The sequence below is a fragment of the Planctomonas psychrotolerans genome (genome assembly GCF_008642235.1).
Lineage (GTDB): Bacteria > Actinomycetota > Actinomycetes > Actinomycetales > Microbacteriaceae > Planctomonas > Planctomonas psychrotolerans.
In genome coordinates this window covers 309,621-327,735 of the sequence record NZ_SJEV01000001.1, presented here as the reverse complement: position 1 = coordinate 327,735, position 18,115 = coordinate 309,621, and the positions used below count along the sequence as shown (strand labels likewise).

The 18,115-nt window shown below is 68.9% G+C and carries 11 protein-coding genes; 9 read left to right on the top strand and 2 right to left on the bottom strand.

Going from position 1 to position 18,115, the window contains the following annotated elements; genetic code table 11:
* Window positions 1-4: 4 nt before the first annotated feature.
* Window positions 5-3,598, bottom strand: a complete 3,594-nt coding sequence (locus tag EY822_RS01375; protein ID WP_227496931.1) for a DEAD/DEAH box helicase — start codon at window positions 3,596-3,598, stop codon at window positions 5-7.
* Window positions 3,599-3,677: 79 nt separating this feature from the next.
* Between EY822_RS01375 and EY822_RS01370 the strand changes: the two genes are divergently transcribed.
* The 6 genes from EY822_RS01370 to EY822_RS01340 all read left to right on the top strand — a co-directional run bounded on the left by EY822_RS01370 (window position 3,678) and on the right by EY822_RS01340 (window position 14,324).
* A complete protein-coding gene (locus EY822_RS01370) occupies window positions 3,678-5,009 on the top strand; it encodes a GNAT family N-acetyltransferase (RefSeq protein WP_150306628.1) in 1,332 nt (443 codons plus the stop codon).
* Window positions 5,010-5,127: 118 nt separating this feature from the next.
* Window positions 5,128-5,559, top strand: coding sequence for a hypothetical protein (locus EY822_RS01365; protein WP_150306627.1), 432 nt, complete (start codon window positions 5,128-5,130; stop codon window positions 5,557-5,559).
* Between the two features lie 354 nt (window positions 5,560-5,913).
* A complete protein-coding gene (locus EY822_RS01360; RefSeq protein ID WP_150306626.1) occupies window positions 5,914-7,140 on the top strand; it encodes an exonuclease SbcCD subunit D in 1,227 nt (408 codons plus the stop codon).
* Window positions 7,137-10,220 carry an AAA family ATPase gene (locus EY822_RS01355; protein WP_150306625.1) on the top strand — a complete coding sequence of 1,028 codons (3,084 nt, stop codon included), beginning with the start codon at window positions 7,137-7,139 and terminating at the stop codon, window positions 10,218-10,220. Before EY822_RS01360 ends, EY822_RS01355 begins: the two co-directional genes overlap by 4 nt.
* Window positions 10,221-10,478: 258 nt before the next feature.
* Window positions 10,479-13,910, top strand: coding sequence for a TM0106 family RecB-like putative nuclease (locus tag EY822_RS01345; protein WP_150306624.1), 3,432 nt, complete (start codon window positions 10,479-10,481; stop codon window positions 13,908-13,910).
* 108 nt (window positions 13,911-14,018) lie between these two features.
* Window positions 14,019-14,324 (top strand): DUF222 domain-containing protein, encoded by a 306-nt coding sequence (locus EY822_RS01340; protein ID WP_150306623.1) that lies wholly within the window; start codon window positions 14,019-14,021, stop codon window positions 14,322-14,324.
* Window positions 14,325-14,418: 94 nt separating this feature from the next.
* Here the strand turns inward: EY822_RS01340 and EY822_RS01335 are convergent, their stop codons facing one another.
* Window positions 14,419-15,204, bottom strand: a complete 786-nt coding sequence (locus tag EY822_RS01335; RefSeq protein ID WP_150306622.1) for an alpha/beta fold hydrolase — start codon at window positions 15,202-15,204, stop codon at window positions 14,419-14,421.
* 169 nt (window positions 15,205-15,373) lie between these two features.
* On the opposite strand from EY822_RS01335, the gene EY822_RS01330 reads away from it, so the two are divergent.
* From EY822_RS01330 to EY822_RS01320, 3 genes are all read left to right on the top strand, one after another.
* Window positions 15,374-16,369 carry a methionine ABC transporter ATP-binding protein gene (locus EY822_RS01330; RefSeq protein WP_150306621.1) on the top strand — a complete coding sequence of 332 codons (996 nt, stop codon included), beginning with the start codon at window positions 15,374-15,376 and terminating at the stop codon, window positions 16,367-16,369.
* A complete protein-coding gene (locus EY822_RS01325) occupies window positions 16,366-17,130 on the top strand; it encodes a methionine ABC transporter permease (protein ID WP_150306620.1) in 765 nt (254 codons plus the stop codon). Before EY822_RS01330 ends, EY822_RS01325 begins: the two co-directional genes overlap by 4 nt.
* Window positions 17,131-17,223: 93 nt before the next feature.
* Complete coding sequence (locus EY822_RS01320; RefSeq protein ID WP_150306619.1) at window positions 17,224-18,063, top strand: MetQ/NlpA family ABC transporter substrate-binding protein; 840 nt, start codon at window positions 17,224-17,226, stop codon at window positions 18,061-18,063.
* Window positions 18,064-18,115 lie beyond the last annotated feature (52 nt).

Genomic DNA, 18,115 nt, shown 5'->3' with positions numbered 1-18,115 from the left:
AGCCTCAGGCGTCGAGCAGGCCGCGGATGTCGTCGGCGGTGAGCGCCGAGCTGAAGACGGCATCGTCATCCATCATCGAGCTGAACAGGCGCGCCTTCTTCTCCTTGAGCGCCATCACCTTCTCCTCGATCGTGCCGGTCGCGACCATCCGGTAGACCATGACGTTCTTCGTCTGGCCGATGCGGTGGGTGCGGTCCACGGCCTGCTCCTCGGTGGCCGGGTTCCACCACGGGTCGAGCAGGAAGACGTAGTCCGCCTCGGTGAGATTGAGGCCGAAGCCTCCGGCCTTCAGGCTGATCAGGAACACGGGCGCCGTGCCGCCCTTGAACGCATCGATCACCTCGGCCCGACGCGTGGTCGACCCGTCCAGATAGCTGTACGGGATGCCGCGACGCTCGAGACCCGCGGCGGCCCTGCCGAGGAACGTCGTGAACTGACTGAAGATCAGCGCGCGGTGGCCCTCCGCCACCACGTCGTCGAGCTGCTCGAACAACGCGTCGAGCTTGGTCGACGGCACCGCGGAGTACTTCTCGTCCACCAGTGACGCGTCGAGGCTCAGCATCCGCAGCAGGGTGAGCGACCGGAACACGATGAACCGGTTGCGGTCCATGTCCTCCAGCAGCCCGAGCAGCTTCTGCCGCTCGCGCTGCAGGAACGTGTCGTAGAGCTTCCGGTGCGCGGGCGCCAGGTCGATGCGCAGCACCTGTTCCTGCTTCGCGGGCAGGTCCTTCGCCACGAGCTCCTTGGTACGTCGCAGCATGAGCGGTCGGATGCGTCGGCGCAGGCGGGCGAGCATTTTCGCGCCGTGCTCCGCCGCCTCCCGATCGGTGACGCCGCGACCCGGCGGCGCCACCGTGGCCTCTGCGGATCCCTGTGCGGGACTCGCCGCACCGCGCTCAATCGGCCGCGAGTAGTCCTCCGTGAACTTCCGGGCCGACGGGAAGAGGCCGGGAGCGACGACGGCGAAGAGCGCCCACAGCTCCATCAGGTTGTTCTCCATTGGAGTTCCGGTCACCGCCAGCTTGAACGGCGCAGCCAGGTCGCGCGCGCAGGCGTGCACCGCCGATGCCCGGTTCTTCACGAACTGCGCCTCATCGAGGATGAGACCGCCCCAGTCGACTGCGCGGTAGGCCTCGAAGTCGAGCCGGAAGAGGGCGTAGGACGTGACGACGACGTCCGCGCCGGCCACAGCATCCGCCAGGGGCGTCCCGCTCTTCTTCTGCGTGCTGGACACGCCGACCACGTTCAGCGTCGGAGCGAAACGCTCCGCCTCGGAGAGCCAGTTCGGCGCCACCGAGGTCGGCGCGACGATGAGGAACGGGCGTCGGGGCGCGGCTGACTCCGGGAACTGCTCCTTCACGTGCAGGAGAAGCGCGAGCGCCTGCACCGTCTTGCCGAGTCCCATGTCGTCGCCGAGGATGCCGCCCAGACCGTGCTGCCAGAGGAAGGCCAGCCACCGGAATCCGTCCAGTTGGTACGGCCGCAGTGTGGCCTGCAGGCTCGTGGGCGCCGGGATCTCGGCCACGGTGCTGCTGTCGAGCAGCCCCGCCGCGGCGACACGCCACGCCTCGGCCTGTTCGGTGTCTTCGGCGAGGTCCTCGAATTCCGACCACAGGCTGGCCTGGTAGCGGCTGATGCGCAGTCCGGTCTCCCACTCGGTCAGCGCCTGCGCCTCCCGGATGAGGTCGTGCAGCTGCTCGAACGCCGGTTGGTCCAGGGAGAGATAGGTTCCGTCCTGCATCAGAAGTCGGGTCTTGCCGCGGGACAGCGCGGTGAAGATCGGTCCGAACGGCACCTCCCGACCCTCCACGTGCACGAGTACGCCCAGGTCGAACCAGTCGCGGCGATCGGTCTCCGCCGTCGTGAAGGTGAAGACGGGCGGCTCGGTCAGTTCTCTGTAGTCGGGTTGCGTGCCCACCACGTCGACCCGCACACCGTCGAGCTCCGCCAGGACGGGCAGCACCTTTTCGGTGAACTCGGCGGCGTCGATGTCCCGCAGCGTCGCGCCAGCCGCGAGGTGGGCCGTCCCAGAGTCCCAGCCCGACACCACCTCGCGCGCCCGGTCGAGCACGGCGTGTTCCGCACGGGCGTCCCGATGGGCGACCGGTGGTACGGACGGCCGCGCTTCGCCATGGCGAGCGCCCGCGTCGGTGGGTGCATCAGTGGCGGCATGAGCATCAGCGGCAACTTCCCCAGCGGCATCGGCGTCCGCACCCGCATCCGCATCCGCCGTCGGGCGTGACACCGGAATGCGGGCGACGGCGGCGCCGCGCCGGTACTCCCAGTCCCAGTCGAGCCGGAGCGCGTGCTTCGCTCCGAACGTCGCGGTCAACACCAGGATCGGCGGCGCGATCTCCGGCAGCCGCACCGACCCATCCGAACTGCCGACCTCGATGTTCTGCCGCAGCGCCGGATAGAAGTCGGTGAGGAACTCGTCGGCGTCCGTGGCGGGAATGACGGTCTCGGCAGCCCGCCCCAGCAGGGCCGCCTGCTCGTCGGACAGCGGACCGGTCGTGGGCGCGAGCACGACGGATGCCGGCGCGGGCAGGGAGTGGCTGTACACGCCGTGGGTGCCGATGCGTCCGGCGGTGGCGGCGCCGTGCGGTTGGCCGTCGACCGACAGCACGGGCGTCAGGTGGAGGTCGCCCTCCGCATCCCGGGTCGCATCGAGGGTGACCTCGGCGGCGCGCCCGAGAACGACCGTGTCCTCCTTGCGCACGCCGACGAGCGGGATACCGAGTCGCTGCGCATCCGTCAGCAGGTGCCAGAGAAGGGGACTGGCGAAGTCGTCGAGGTACAGCCAGTCCGGGTCCTGGCCGTAGTACACCTGCGCACCGGCCCGGTGCAGTGCCGGGAATTGCGAGAACCATCGGTGCTGGTCCGGGTCGAGATTCAGCCGATTCGCCGAGTAGGCGATGGTGTTCCAGGTCACCGTGGTGCGCACCCAGTTGCCGCTGCGGCTGCGCACCACCGGGCGGACGCCGAGCCGATAGTCCGGCGCTTCCGCCTGATCACGGCCGGAGTTTCGCTCGTGAGCGGCGGTCCTCGCCGCGGACCCTCGCCAGCGCTGCGGCGTGCGCGGGGTCTGTTCCCGCAGCTCGAACAGCAGCCCGAGCGGGGTGTGCGCCGGCGTTCCTGCCCACCCGGTCCCGTTCTGTCTCCGGTCGACGCCGGTGCCGGGGGTGACCGTGCCGCTCGGCAGCAGGGCGCCCACGGCGGACTTCCATGCAGCGACCGCCGGCTCCGCCGTCGATGCCGCGTCAATGGCGTTCGTTCCGCCGAGGGAACGCACGTGGGCGGCGTTGCCCGCCAGCAGCGCTGCCGCCACGTGCTTGCAGTCGAAGCTCATCGGGCACGAGCAGGAACTGTAGGTCGGTCGGCTGCCGCCGTGCCCGTCCGGAACGAGGTCGACGGTGCATCGGTAGGGCTGCGGGGTCGTCCCGCGCACGATGCCGGTGAGCAGTCGAGCATCGGCGTCCCACTCCACGTGCTCGACCGCCCCCGTCTTGGCGTACGCCTGACCACGAGAGAATGACGACCGGCCGACCAGGTGCACGATGTGGCTCACATCGACCAGCGGGGGAGCGACCGACGACATCCGTAAATCGTACGTCCGCCCCGCCTTTCCTCCGCGCCCATCTCCCTCGCACATCGGGAGCCGCCGATAGCCTGAAGAGATGACTCGTGACAACCAGCACCTGCCCATCGACGCGGACTCCGCGAAGCGCCTCGGAACCGAGGGCCTGCGCCTCGGGCTCGTCGACACGGCGGATGCCGACGCCTTCACCGCCTGGCTCCGGGCGGTCGCGCGAGGATTCCACGGCGCGAGCCCGTCGACCGAGCACCTGAAGTCCCAGCTCGACGGGATCGCCTTCCGGCGCACGACCGGCGTCTGGGATCCCACCGCCGCCGATCCCGTATCCCCGGTAGCGACCCTCGCCTCCACGACCTCGCAGCTGACCGTGCCCGGGAACACGAGCGTCACGGGGTGGGCGATCTGCGACGTCACCGTGGCTCCCACTCACCGCCGCAAGGGGATCGCCCGCGCGCTGCTCGAGGGGGAGTTGCGCACCGCGCACTCGGCCGGCACGCCGCTCGCGATGCTCACCGTGTCGGAAGCCACCATTTACGCCCGGTTCGGTTTCGCGCCCGCGGCGATGGCGTCGACCTGGAGCATCAACACCCGGCGTGCCAGGTGGACGGGGCCCACGGCATCCGGTCGGATCCACACCGTGTCGTTGGAGGACCTCCGCGACGTCGGCGCCGACCTCATCGAGCGCGTGCGGCTGAACACCCCGGGTCAGATCCAGCCGTGGACCGACCTGTGGGAGAACATCGCGTGTCTCACCGGCGAGAGCACGCAGCACGCGAAGCACATGACCGCGGTCCGCTACGACGACGAGTCGGGCACGCCTCAGGGTTTCGCCATCTACCGCTTCGTGAACCAGGACAAGGACTTCGCGGCGCACACTCTCGATCTGCGTTACGCCGTGGCGGCGACCGACGACGCCTACGCGGGCATCTGGCGCTACCTGCTCGAGATGGACCTCATCACCGAGGTCACGGCGTCGCTGCGGTCGGTCGAGGAACCGGTCTACTGGCAGATCGCCGATCAGCGCGCCGCTCGCAAGTCGCAGGAGGGCGACCACCTCTGGGTGCGGATTCTCGACCCGAAGGCGTCGCTCGAGGCGCGCCGGTACTCCGCCGTGAACCGCATCGCGCTCGACGTGACCGACCCCCTCGGCTTCGCTTCCGGCGTCGTGCTCATGGACATCGCCGACGACGGCACCGCGTCGGTCACGCGACTCGGGGAGGGCGACAGCGTGCCCGACGGCGTCGCGTCCCTCGCCCTCACCGTGAACGAGCTCGGCGCGCTGTATCTCGGAGGAGTGTCGGCCCGAACGCTCGTCCGTGCGGGGCGCATCACCGAACTGCGCTCCGGTTCGGCGGATGCGGTGGACGCGTCGTTCCGCTCGCCGGTCGCTCCGTGGCTGAGCCTCTGGTTCTGAGTCCTCGGTTGTGAGTCGGCGCGAACACTGAGCCCTCCCCAGGGCGGCGGTGCGGCCCGGCCTGCACAAGCCGGGTACGCCGACCCCACCGCGGATCGGCGTACCCGACGCTGGGCGGATGAAACCGCTCCGATACGACGAATCCTTGCTTCCCCTCACCACCGATGCGCGTGTGGAAGACCGCGTCGGGGCACTGATCGGGCGGGCCTCCCGTCGGCAGATCTGGTACCTCTTCGTGGCCGAATCCGGTGTGCAACTGCCGCTGCTGATGCCGATCCGGGATCATCCCGCATCCCCTTCGCCGGACGACCCGGCCCGGTTCGCCGCGGTACTCGCCCACGTCGCCGAGGCCACGGACGCCCGGCAGGTGATCGTGGTGCTGGAACGGTACGGCGGACGCGATCTCACGCCGTCCGATCTCGCCTGGGCGAGTACCCTGCACCGGGCTGCTGATCTGTCGCCGCTGTCCCTCCGGGCAGTTCTGCTCAGCCATGCGCACGGGGTGCGCTGGGTAGCACAGGACGACTACGGCTTTCCCGCGGGGTCCTGAGCCGCACCGGCCGTGGTCCCTGCGCCTGTTGAGGGACGCACCGGCGCGCCCGCCGGGCCTGTCGAAGGGATGGTCCGCCTCGGTCTCTGAGCTTGTCGAAGGGATGGTTCGCCTCGGTCCCTGAGCCTGTCGAAGGGAGGGTCCGCCTCGGTCCCTGAGCTTGTCGAAGGGACGCACCGGCACGCCCGCCGGGCCTGTCGAAGGGAGGGTCCGCCTCGGTCCCTGAGCCTGTTGAAAGAATGGTCCGCCTCTGTCCCTGAGCTTGTCGAAGGGACGCGCCTGCTGGCGGTGCCCGAAAGCGACTCAGCGGGACGACTGAACGGTTGTGTCGGGGGTCGCGGCTAACGTAATCGCATGAGGATCCTGCACACCTCCGACTGGCACATCGGGCGCACCTTCCACGGGCACTCGACGCTGGTGCACCTCCGCCGTGTGCTCGATGCCCTTGTCGACCAGGTGCGGAGTCGCGGCATCGATGTGGTCGTCGTGGCGGGGGACATCTTCGATTCCGCTACGCCGTCGGCCGAGTGCTACTCGGTGCTCAGCTCCGCGCTTCGCGGCCTCCGCGACGCCGGAGTGGTCGTCATCCTCACGAGCGGCAATCACGACTCCGCGACCCGCCTGGGTTTCCAGGCGGAGTTCGCCGGCCTCGCCGGAATTCACGTGCTCACCCGACCCGATCAGCATGATCAGCCCGTTGTGCTGACCGACGAGCACGGACCCGTCGCCTTCTACGGCATCGCCTACCTCGAACCGGCACTCGTTCGGCACCTGTACCCCGAGGCCGAGCTTCGCAGCCACGCCAGGGTGATCGACTTCGCCATGGACCGTGTCCGCGCGGACATCCGCGTGCGCGGTGCCCGGTCGGTGGTGCTGTCGCACTGCTTCGCCGCCAACATTCCCGCATCCGACCCCACCGTCGACGCCGATGCGGGAGCGTCCGGCCGAGTGCCGGCCGACGACGTCGCCGTTATGGCGGCGAGCGATGTCGAGCGGGACATCACGTCGGGCGGGCTCGACCTCGTGCCGGTGGGCGCGTTCGACGGTCCCGACTACGTCGCACTCGGTCACATCCACGGCCGCGCCACGCTGTCCGACCGGGTGCGGTACTCCGGTGCCCCGCTGCATTACTCCTTCGGTGAGGCGAACAAGCCCAGGGGCAGCTGGATCGTCGACCTCGACGCCAGCGGACTCGCCGCCGTCGAGTGGCTGGACCTCCCCGTCCCGCGCCGGCTCAGCGTCCTGACCGGCACGCTCGACGAGTTGCTCATGGACCCCGCGCACGACGACCGTCGGGACGATTGGGTGTTCGCCGTACTGACCGATCGGGTGCGCCCCCTCGATGGCATGCGCCGGCTTCAGGAGCGATTCCCGTGGTGCGCCGCGCTCGAACATCGGCCGAGTGTCACCGCCGAGTCGAACGACACCACCTATCGTGAGCGCGTTCGGGCCAAGAGCGACACAGAGATCGTCGCCGGGTTCCTCGAGCACGTGCGCAACGGCGTCGGTCCGTCCGAGTACGAGCGCGACCTCATCGCCGACGTGCTGGCCGAGCAGGTCGCGAAGGAGAACGCCGCATGAAGATCCTCCGCCTCGATCTCGCGGGCTTCGGGCCCTACAAGAACGAACAGCACGTCGACTTCGAGCGATTCGATGAGGACGGAATCTTCCTCATCATGGGCAGGACCGGCGCCGGCAAATCGAGCATCCTCGACGCCATCTGTTACGCGCTCTACGGTCGGGTTCCGCGATACGACGGCACGGCGCAGTCGCTCCGCAGCGACCACTGCGCCCTCGACGACCCCACGTTCGTGCAGCTCGAGTTCCGGGTGAACGGAACGGACTACCGTGTGCGCCGCTCACCCGAGTACGACCGCCCCAAGCGTCGCGGGTCGGGCACCACCAAGGAAGCCGCCACCGTCGAGTTGTTCGTGCTAGAGGGCGCCGGATGGCGCGGGGTCGCCGCCCGTGAGGTTGATGTCGCCCATCACCTGGACGACATCGTGGGACTGACGAAAGACCAGTTCCTGCAGGTCATCCTGCTCGCCCAGAACCGATTCCAGAAATTCCTGCGGTCGAACAACGACGAGCGGCAAGCGGTGCTGCGCACCCTGTTCGGCACCCGCCGCTTCGAACAGGTCGAGACGGCTCTGGCGGACCGCCGCAAGACGCTCGAGGCGGAGCTCGCCGAGTCCCGCGCGCAGGCGACATCCCTCGCCAGTCGAGCGGCGGAGATCCTGCGACTCGAGACCGAACCGCCCTCCGCCGATGTCGAGTGGTTCGAGACCGCCCTCTCCGACCTGGATGACGCGCTGGCCGACGCCACGCGGAAGACGGCGGGCGCCGAAGAGCGCGTGGCCACCGCCGACGCGGCTCACCGTGCGCGAAGTGATGCCCGCACGCTGCAGGTCCGTCGAGACGCCGCCGTGCAGCGGCTGTCGGCGCTCGAGGAGGAGCGCCCGAGCATCGAGCGCGACCGGGTGACCGTCGCGGAGGCCTCCCGCGCGGCGTCGGTGTGGCCCCACGTCGTTCGGGCCCGCATCGCGGCCGAGGCGGTCGAGCATGCGCTCCACGCCGAAACGCGGGCACGGGAGGCATACAGCGCGTTCGATGAAGCCACCGCACCGGCCGACACGCTCGGGGACACCGTCGACCGTCTCACCCGGGAACTCGGCGGTCTCGAGTCCGCCATCGAGGACGAGAGGCAGCTGTCGCTCCTGGAGCACGACATCGCGGAGGCGAAGACCGCGCTCGCCGAGGCGACATCGACGCTGGACGACGCCTCCTCGCGGGTCGACGACCTCCCGCGACGGATCGACGCCGAGACCACCGCCTTCCTCGACGCTCAGCTTCGGGCGTCGGCCGAGACGTCGTCGGCCGAACGGGTCGAGCGCGTCGCCGCCGCCCTGTCGGCAGCAACCAAGGCTGTCACGGTCGACCGGGCGCACAACGACGCACTCCTCGCCGAGAAGCGGGCGAGCACCGCACTCAGCGCTGCCGCGACCCGGCTCGACGGGCTTCTGGAGAGGCGCCTGGGCGGATACGCCGCCGAGCTCGCGCAGCAACTGGTGGACGGCGAGCCCTGCGCGGTCTGCGGGTCGGTCGCTCACCCGAGCCCATCGGCGCACGACGGCGCTCCCGTCACCGAAGCGGACATCGACGACGCCCGCGACGCCGCCACCGACCGCAGGTCCGACATGGACGCCGCTCACGATGCCGCTCGACGACTCGCGACCGAGCTCGCCGACCTCCGGGCGAGATCCGGTGGTAAGACCGTCGCACAGCTCGAGAGCGACCTGATGGCCGCCCAGTCGGCTCTCGCGAACGCCGAGTCCGCTCGCACCGAGGTCGCGGCCCGAAACGCCGAACTCGTCCGACTGAAGCGGAACCTCGAGCGGGCGATCGCCGAGCTCGACCGCCAGCGGGAGGAGAAGGAAGCCGCAGCGCGACGAGTGGCGGAGCGAAAGAGCGCCCGTAAAGCGGTGCGAGCGCGGCTCGCGAGGGCGCGCGGAACGTTCGAGAGCGTGAGCGCTCGAATCGACTTCCTGACCGGTCACCTGAGCGCGGCCGTCGCGGTGGTGGAGGCGAGCACCGAGGTCAGAACCCGCCGACTCGCCGCGTCCGAGGCGGATGCGGCGCTCACGGAGCACAGGACCGAGCATCAGTTCGCCGATAACGACTCGGTCGCATCCGCCCGCCGCGACAAGAGTGGGATCGCCTCGCTCGAAGTCCGCATCCGCGACCATGACCGGGCCGTGTCTACGGCATCGGCCACGCTTGTCGAGGAAGGCATGGCAGAGCTGCCCTCCGAGCCGATCGACACCCACGCGACGCTCGCCGCCCTGCACGCGGCTCGAAGAGATCGCGACGCCGCTCGCGACACGCGCACCGCGCTAGCCGAGCGCGCCACCTCGTTCCGCGCACTCGTCGACTCCGTCCGTGCTCTGCACGCCCGATCGGCCGGACGCCACCAGGAGTACACGCAGCTGCGCGAGCTCGCGGCCGCGGTGCAGGGACTCGAGCCGAACACGAAGCGGATGCGGCTCGAGACCTACGTGCTCGCCGCGCAACTCGAGGAGATCGTCGCTGCGGCGAATGCCCGACTGGGCACGATGACGCACGGACGCTTCGCGCTGGAGCATGACGACGGGGTGCAGTACCGCAACTCCCGCTCCGGACTCGGCCTCAGCATCCTCGACCAGCACACGGGGCGGTCCCGCGCGACCCATTCGCTGTCCGGCGGGGAGACCTTTCTGGCGTCGCTCGCCCTCGCCCTGGGCCTCGCCGAGGTGGTGCAGAATCAGGCGGGCGGCATCACGCTCGACACCCTGTTCATCGACGAGGGATTCGGCTCGCTCGACAGCGAGACGCTCGAAACGGCGATGAGCACGCTCGACGGGCTCCGCACGGGCGGTCGCACCATCGGGCTGATCAGTCACGTGGACACGATGAAGGAACAGATCGCGGCGAAGCTGCGGGTCACGGTGAGCGACGCCGGACACAGCGAGATCTCGACCACCTACGACCTCCCCGAGGTCGGCTATGTGTCGGGGTCCGGTGGTCGAGCGTCCCACGGGTCACTCGACCGCCCGGCCGCGAGCGGAACCGACAGCGTCGACGACGACGCAGAACGCCTCGTGGGCGCCCGGTCGGGCTCGTAACCTTTCGGCCGTAACGGCCATAGCGCGCTCGGTCGTTCCGGCCGTCGCGCTGACGTGTACCCGACCCCCGACTGTTACACCGGTCGCCCTCGCCCTCGCATTCGCATTCGCATTCGCATTCGCATTCGCATTCGCATTCGCATTCGCATTCGCACTCCTCCTCCACACCCGCGGCCGCATCGCCCCAGCAGCGGCACACGGGCCGGCGTCGGGGGTGCGCGCTAGCCTCAGTTCCGACCACCTCCCCGAAAGGCGCCCGTGTTTCTGCTCTCCGACGACGTCATCTACAGCGCCACCGACCTCACCGCCGCGGCGAAGTGCGAGTGGGCCCTCATGCGCAAGCTGGACTCCAAGCTCGGTCGAGTTGAGGCGGCGGAGGAAGAGGCCGACCCCATGCTGGAGCGTGCCGCCGAACTGGGTGACCTGCACGAGCGGCGCACGCTCGAGGAACTACGGCGCACCCGAGCGGTCGTGGAGTTCGAGCGTCCCGAGATCACCGGTCTCGTCGAGGCCGCGCGGGAGAGTGAGCGTGCGCTGCGGAACGGGGCGGACGCGCTGTTCCAGGCCACATTCTTCGACGGCCGATTCCTCGGCTACGCCGACTTCATCCTGCGCGATGATGCGGGTCGGTACGAGGTGTACGACACGAAGCTCGCCCGCAGCGCCAAGGTCACCGCGCTCCTCCAACTCGCGGCCTACAGCGACCAACTCGACGGGTTGCACATCCCTATGGGCGACGCTGTGCACCTGCTGCTCGGAGACGGGCGCACGAGCACCCATCGCATCCGGGACATCCTCCCGGTGTACCGCAAGCGCCGAGCACGGCTCCAGCAGCAGCTCGACGAACGACTCACCGAGACGGAAGCGACCGCGTGGGGCGACCCCCGCTACTCGGTGTGCGGGCGGTGCGCGGAGTGCAAGCAGCAGGTGGAACTGCACCGCGACCTGCTGATGGTGGCCGGGATGCGCCTCACGCAGCGCAAGCGGCTGAACGACGCGGGCATCGTCACCATCGACGACCTTGCGGGGAGCTCCGGGCCCGTGCCGGGCATCGCCGACACCACACTCGCCGGGCATCGCGCTCAGGCACGACTCCAGAGGATCGACGGAGTGCCCTTCGAGGTCTTCCACCCGCGCGCCCTCGGCGCGCTACCGGAGCCCGACGAGGGAGACATCTTCTTCGACTTCGAGGGCGATCCGCTCTACAGCGAACAGGCCGGTCCGGAGTGGGGCATCGACTACCTGTGGGGCCTCGTCGAGTCCGATGGCACCTTCCGCGCCTTCTGGGCGCACGACTACGCGGAGGAGCGTCAGGCGCTCCTGGACTTCCTCGCCTACGTGACGGAGCGTCGCCGCCGGTATCCGCGCATGCACATCTACCACTACGCCGCCTACGAGCGCGTACACCTTCTCGCTATCTCCGCACGGCATGGCGTGGCGGAGGAGCAGGTGGACGAGCTGCTGCGCGCCCACGTGCTCGTGGACCTGTACCCCATGGTCAAGAAGAGCGTCCGGGTCGGATCGCACAGCTACTCGCTCAAGAAGCTCGAGCCGCTCTACATGGGCGACGAGCACCGGGAGGGCGTCGACAACGCCGCCGACTCGATCACCGAATACGCGGAGTCCCGGCGAATGTTCCGCAACGGCGACACGGCGGCGGCACAGGCGAAGCTCGATGACATCGAGGACTACAACCGCTACGACTGCGTGTCCACCCTGCGACTCCGCGACTGGCTGCTCGCCCGTGCGGCCGAGAACGGGGTGGCGCCGGCATCCGTGCCGGACCTCGACGTCGACATGCCGGCGTTGCGGGAACCCAGCCCGGTGTACCTCGCGTTGGCGGGCAGGGTCGCGGGAGTGCCGCATCGGGACCGGACCACCGACGACACCGCCGTCGCACTGGCGTCCGCGGCCATCGATTATCACCGCCGCGAGGGCAAGAAGTTCTGGCAGGAGCACTTCGATCGGCTCCGCGCCCCGGTGGACGAATGGGCGGACACCCGGGACGTGCTCGTCATCGAGGAGGTGACGGTCGAACGCGACTGGTCGCAGGATGGCGCCGACCGCAACGCCTCCCGCACTCTGCGCGTTGCAGGCACCGTCGCCCCGGGCAGCTCGCTCAAAGTCGACGGCGAACCGTATCTCCTGTACGACGAGCCGTACCCCCCGGGCGATGAGGATCGGGAGCCGGGAACGCGATACGCGCACTCCCGCACTCGGATCGTCGACGTGGGGATCGGGGATTACCTGATCAAGGAGAAGCTGCCGAACAAGGGTGAACCGTACGACTCCCTCCCGATGGCGCTGGCTCCGGCGTCGCCGCCGTCGCCCGGCACCCAGGTCGACGCCATCGCCGAATGGGGACAGCGGGTGCACGACGCCCTTCCCGACATGCTGCCCGACCCCGCACTCGACATCCTGCGTCGCGTGCCACCGCGCGGGTCGGCCGGTGCCGTGCTGCCCCTTCCCGTGGGGAGCGGTGACCACCGAGCGGCATCCGGTCAGGAGATCGTCGAGGCGATCCGCGACACCCTTCTCGCCACCGACCGCTCGTACCTGGCCGTGCAGGGGCCTCCCGGAACGGGCAAGACCTACACCGGATCACGGGTGATCGCCGATCTGGTCGCCAACCACGGGTGGCGGGTGGGCGTCGTGGCCCAGTCTCACGAGACGGTGAAGAACATGCTGAAAGCGATCGTGGCCGCCGGGCTTGATCCCGCACGAATCGGCAAGCGCCCCAAGTCGGGTGATGACGAGCAGGTCGCATGGATGACGCTCGATCCCGGTTCGGTGACCACCTTCCTCGCGGAACCGGGAGGCCGCGTCCTCGGCGGAACCGCGTGGAACTTCAGCAACGCCAACCAGGTGCCCCGAGGCGCACTCGATCTGCTCGTCATCGATGAAGCAGGGCAGTTCTCCCTCGCCAGTACGATCGCCGCCGCCGCGGGCGCGCAACGACTGCTCCTCCTGGGCGATCCGCAGCAGCTCCCTCAGGTCAGCCAGGCCACGCACCCGGAACCGGTGGACGAGTCGGCGCTCGGCTGGTTGAGCGACGGGCACGACGTGCTGCCGCCGGAGTTCGGGTACTTCCTGGCCAAGAGCTGGCGCATGCATCCGGCGGTGTGCGCTCCCGTGTCCCGGTTGTCCTACGAGGGCAAGCTCGAATCCGCGGCGGGGGAGCGCCACCTCGACGGAGTCGAACCTGGACTCCACGCCGTGCCCGTGGAGCACACGCTCAACGCCACGTCGTCGGAGGAGGAGGCCGACCGTGTGCTCGACATCGTGCGCAACCACCTCGGTCGGCCGTGGACGATCGATGGTCGAACGGCGCCACTCGACCAGGACGACATCATCGTGGTGGCGCCGTACAACGCTCAGGTCGACCTGATCTCGTCCACGCTTCGCGCCGCGGGCCTCGGCGATGTGGCCGTGGGCACGGTGGATCGCTTCCAGGGGCGGGAGGCCGCCGTCGCGATCGTCTCGCTGTCGGCATCGTCCGCTGCGGAGGTGCCACGCGGGCTCGAGTTCCTGCTGATGGCGAACCGCCTGAATGTCGCCATCTCCCGTGCGCAGTGGGCGGCGTACCTCCTCTACTCCCCGGCGCTCACGGAGTACCTGCCGACGAACGCGATGGCACTTGCACAGCTCAGTGCCTTCATCGAACTGGTCGAGGGAAGGGACGGGGCGTAGCGGCGCTCGCTTCTTGCGCTTTCCTCCACGCGCGGAGGTGGCGGCGACCAGTCCACGATCGTCCTTCTCACCGGCCAACGGTGGTGTGGGTCGGATTAGTTTCCGGACATGACCCCTCAACCCCACCCCCTCGTCGAGGGCGAGCCGGCCGAGCTGATCTTCGAAGCCATACGCGGCATCGACTTCTCGGGGGAACCGGTCGACGGTCTGCTGCGCATCCGCGTCTTCTTTCGTGGCGAGTCCGGGGCCGCACTTCTTCGAGCGCTGCACCGGATCGACGAGGAGTTCCTCGCCCATGACATTCAGGCCGGCCATGGTCGACCGCGCTCGATCCGCACCGATGGTCAACGGCGACACGACGCGTTCGTCGAACTCGCGGAGCGCACATTGCAGGCGCTCGGGATAGCTCCGTGATGCCGACTTACTGCGTGCCGGCCTCCCGCGATCTGGCCCGCCGGGTGAGCCCGAGCGCCTCGCCCGCGGCTGACGACCGTGAGTGGACCGACCGTCAGCCGATCGCGCTCGCCACCGCCCGGGCGAGGCGCTTCCGCACGAGATGGTCGCTCGCCTCCACTCGACGCACGTTCACGTGGCGCATCTGCTCGACGATGCGCATCCCGCCGGGGGCGACGAAGGGATCTAGCGCCCCGTAGACGACCTCCACAGGCACCTTTACCGACGCGATGTCGCTGATCGCGGTCTGCGACTCGATGAGGTTCTCGAGCGAGAGCACGAAGGCGTTCCAGTTGCGCTCGCTGACCTCGAGCACGTTCTTGATCGGGGAAATGCGCGCCAGCATCGCCGCATTGCGCATGGTGAACACCTTGTTCGTGCGCAGGAACTCGTACGCCCTCAGATACAGCCCCATGGCTTTTCGTTCGCGCGGATCACCGAGCGCGCTGGGGGAGAGGTAGACGGGAGGGCTCACCAGCACGAGCTTCGACACCCGGTCGGGGAGCGTGGCGGCCAGCCTGCTGACGATGAGGCTGCCCATCGAATGGCCGACCAGCACTACCGGATCCCGCAAGCGGAAGGTGTCGAGAGTCTCGCGGAGGGCATCCACGTGCTCCTCGATCGTGAAACGCGCATCCGGCGGCGCATCGGACTGTCCGAACCCCATCAGGTCGATCGCGATCACCCGGTGCCGTTCGACGAGCAGCGGAACGAGATTGTCGAAGGTGACGTAGGACGAGGCGATCCCGTGCACGAGCACGACGACCGGACCGGTGCCCTCATCGATCGCCACGTGCAGCGGGGGAGTCCGCGCGCGCCGCCAGCGATCGAACCAACCCATGCATCGAGTATGCCGGTGCTCCCTCCCAGCCGGGTTGGAGCGTGCTGCAGGGGAAGGCCCCGGGAAAGGAGCCGCACGCGCGAGGCACTCTCCTCTGTCAAGACCCGCCCTTCACAATCGGTAACACCGATTCGACCGCGTCCTCCCGCCCTGCTTGACTTGATCCACCGTGATCACGATCTCCTCCCTCACCAAGTCCTTCGGCAGCGGCGGCCCCGCCGTGCGCGCGCTCGATGACGTGAGCCTCGAAGTCGCGGATGGCACGATCTTCGGCGTAATCGGCCAGAGCGGCGCGGGCAAGAGCACGCTCATCCGCATGGTGAACCAGCTGGAGCGTCCCGACTCCGGCAGCGTGACCGTGGCCGGACGCAACATCACCGAGCTGAGCGGACGCGAGTTGCGCCTCGCGCGCCAGCAGATCGGCATGATCTTCCAGCACTTCAACCTGCTCAATCACCGCACCGTGCAGGGCAACGTGGAACTCGGTCTCGAGATCATCGGCACCGACCCCGCCGAGCGCCGCCGTCGTACCGCCGACATCCTCGAGCTCGTCGGACTGGGCGCCAAGGCCCGCTCCTATCCCGCGGAACTGTCGGGCGGCCAGAAGCAACGCGTCGGCATCGCCCGCGCGCTCGCCGGCAACCCGCGGGTGCTGCTCTCCGACGAGGCCACGAGCGCCCTCGATCCCGAAACCACCCGGTCGATCCTCGACCTGATCAAGACGATCAACCGCGAACTGAACCTGACGGTTCTGCTGATCACGCACGAGATGGAGGTCGTCAAGCGCATCTGCGATTCGGCGGCACTCCTCGAGCGCGGGCGCGTGGTGGAGCAGGGATCGATCGTCGAACTGATCTCCCGGCCCGGATCCCGGCTCGCCGGCGAACTGTTCCCTCTCGGCCCGGTCCCGGACTCGAACGCGAACACGATCGTCGACATCACCTTCAGTGGCGGCACCGCCGATTCGCCGGTCATCTCCCAACTCGCCCGCCGACACGGAATCGACGTCAGCATCCTCGGTGCGGTGATCGAACACATCGGCGGCAATCAGGCGGGTCGCACGCGACTCGAACTGCCCGGGCCGGCCCATTTGCACGCGCTGCCCATCGCCGAACTGCGCGCACAGGGACTCCTCGTCGAAGTCATGCGGGGGCAGGCCGCATGATCGACGTCAACGCGCCCACCTTCTGGAGCGACCTCGTCGACGTGCTCCTCGTGGCCACCGGCCAGACGCTGTACATGGTCACGCTCTCGCTGCTCATCACCATCGTCGTCGGGCTCCCGCTCGGCGTGGTGCTCGTCGGAACCGAACCCGGCGGGCTATTCGAGCGTCCGTTCGGCAGCCGTGCGCTCGGCATTGCGCTGAATCGCACGCTCGAGTTCATCGTCAACCTCGGCCGCGCCGTGCCGTTCATCATCCTGATGATCGCGCTGATCCCCGTCACCCGACTCATCCTCGGCACGTTCATCGGTACGGGAGCCGCGGTCGTTCCCCTGTCGGCGGTGGCCATCCCGTTCTTCGCGCGCATGGTGGAGATCGCCCTCAAGGAGGTCGACCACGGTCTCGTCGAGGCCGCCGACTCGCTCGGCGCATCCTCGTGGCAGATCGTCGCGAAGGTGCTGGTGCCGGAAGCCCTGCCGAGCATCGTGCTCGGCGTGTCGACCACGATCACCTCGATCATCAACTACTCCGCAATGGCCGGCGTGATCGCGGCGGGTGGCCTCGGCGACGTTGCCATCCGCTACGGCTACCAGCGATACAGCGGCATCCACATGGTCGCGGTCATCATCATCCTGTTCGTGCTGGTGATGATCCTGCAGGGGGTGGGTTCCGCCGTCGCCCGCAAGCTGTCGCACCGCAGTTCCACCCCCGCCGAGAGTCCGGTGTTCCGGCGGCTCCTGGCGCGTGAACCGCGGGGCGGCTGACACTTCGTCCGTCCCGCCCGTCGTTCTCCCACGGTCGCCGCACCCCCACCGGCGCCTGCCCGTTCTCGAATCAGCCTCAACCGAAGGAAACCCATGCTCCCCTCACGCACCACGCGCATCGCGGCCCTCTCCGCTGCCGCCGCCCTGACCCTCGGACTCACCGCCTGCGCGTCGGAGGCCGAGCCCGACGAGGCCGCCGCCCCGGCCGCCGAAGGCGAAACGTCGGAGATCACCGTGGGCGCCCTCGCGACGCCGGCGGGCGACATCCTGAAGTTCGTGCAGGACAACCTCGCCGAGGAGGCGGGCCTCGAGATCGACTTCCAGGAGTTCACCGACTACAACACCCCGAACACCGCCCTCACCGATGGTGTGGTCGACGCGAACCTGTTCCAGAACTCCACGTTCCTCGAGACCTACAACGAGCAGGGCGGGGGAGACCTGATCAGCGTCGGCGAGATCTACCTGCCGAGCGCCGCGTTCTACAGCGACACCGTCGACAGCCTCGAGGACCTCGAGGACGGCGCATCCATCGCCATCCCGAACGACCCGACGAACGAGGGCCGCGCCCTCAAGCTCCTTGCCGCCGAGGGTCTCATCGAGACCACCGACGAGCCCACGACTCTCGCCGACGTGACCGACAACCCGAGCGACTTCGAGTTCATCGAGATCGAGAATGCGAGCCTGCCGCAGGCCGTGGCCGACACGGATGCCGCGTTCGTCACGATCTCGTTCGCGCTGCCGGCCGGCCTGAGCGCCGACCAGGCCATCCTGCTCGAAGGCGAGGACAGCGAGTACTACAACGTTCTTGCCACCCGTCCCGAGCTGGAAGACGACCCGCGCATCGCGACGCTGAAGGAACTCCTCCTGTCGGAGGAGACCAAGCAGTACATGCAGGACACCTGGGGCGGCCTCGTCGTTCCCGCCGCCGAGTAGCACCGCAGCAGCACCGGGATGCCCCGCGACGCGACCGTCGCGGGGCCCACCC

What these genes read in the sequence shown, in the direction of transcription:
- EY822_RS01375 (WP_227496931.1), bottom strand. Translation starts at nt 3,598, where the DNA reads ATGTCGTCGGTCGCTCCCCCGCTGGTCGATGTGAGCCACATCGTGCAC.
- EY822_RS01355 (WP_150306625.1), top strand. Translation starts at nt 7,137, where the DNA reads ATGAAGATCCTCCGCCTCGATCTCGCGGGCTTCGGGCCCTACAAGAAC.
- EY822_RS01360 (WP_150306626.1), top strand. Translation starts at nt 5,914, where the DNA reads ATGAGGATCCTGCACACCTCCGACTGGCACATCGGGCGCACCTTCCAC.
- EY822_RS01335 (WP_150306622.1), bottom strand. Translation starts at nt 15,204, where the DNA reads ATGGGTTGGTTCGATCGCTGGCGGCGCGCGCGGACTCCCCCGCTGCAC.
- EY822_RS01365 (WP_150306627.1), top strand. Translation starts at nt 5,128, where the DNA reads ATGAAACCGCTCCGATACGACGAATCCTTGCTTCCCCTCACCACCGAT.
- EY822_RS01320 (WP_150306619.1), top strand. Translation starts at nt 17,224, where the DNA reads ATGCTCCCCTCACGCACCACGCGCATCGCGGCCCTCTCCGCTGCCGCC.
- EY822_RS01340 (WP_150306623.1), top strand. Translation starts at nt 14,019, where the DNA reads ATGACCCCTCAACCCCACCCCCTCGTCGAGGGCGAGCCGGCCGAGCTG.
- EY822_RS01325 (WP_150306620.1), top strand. Translation starts at nt 16,366, where the DNA reads ATGATCGACGTCAACGCGCCCACCTTCTGGAGCGACCTCGTCGACGTG.
- EY822_RS01370 (WP_150306628.1), top strand. Translation starts at nt 3,678, where the DNA reads ATGACTCGTGACAACCAGCACCTGCCCATCGACGCGGACTCCGCGAAG.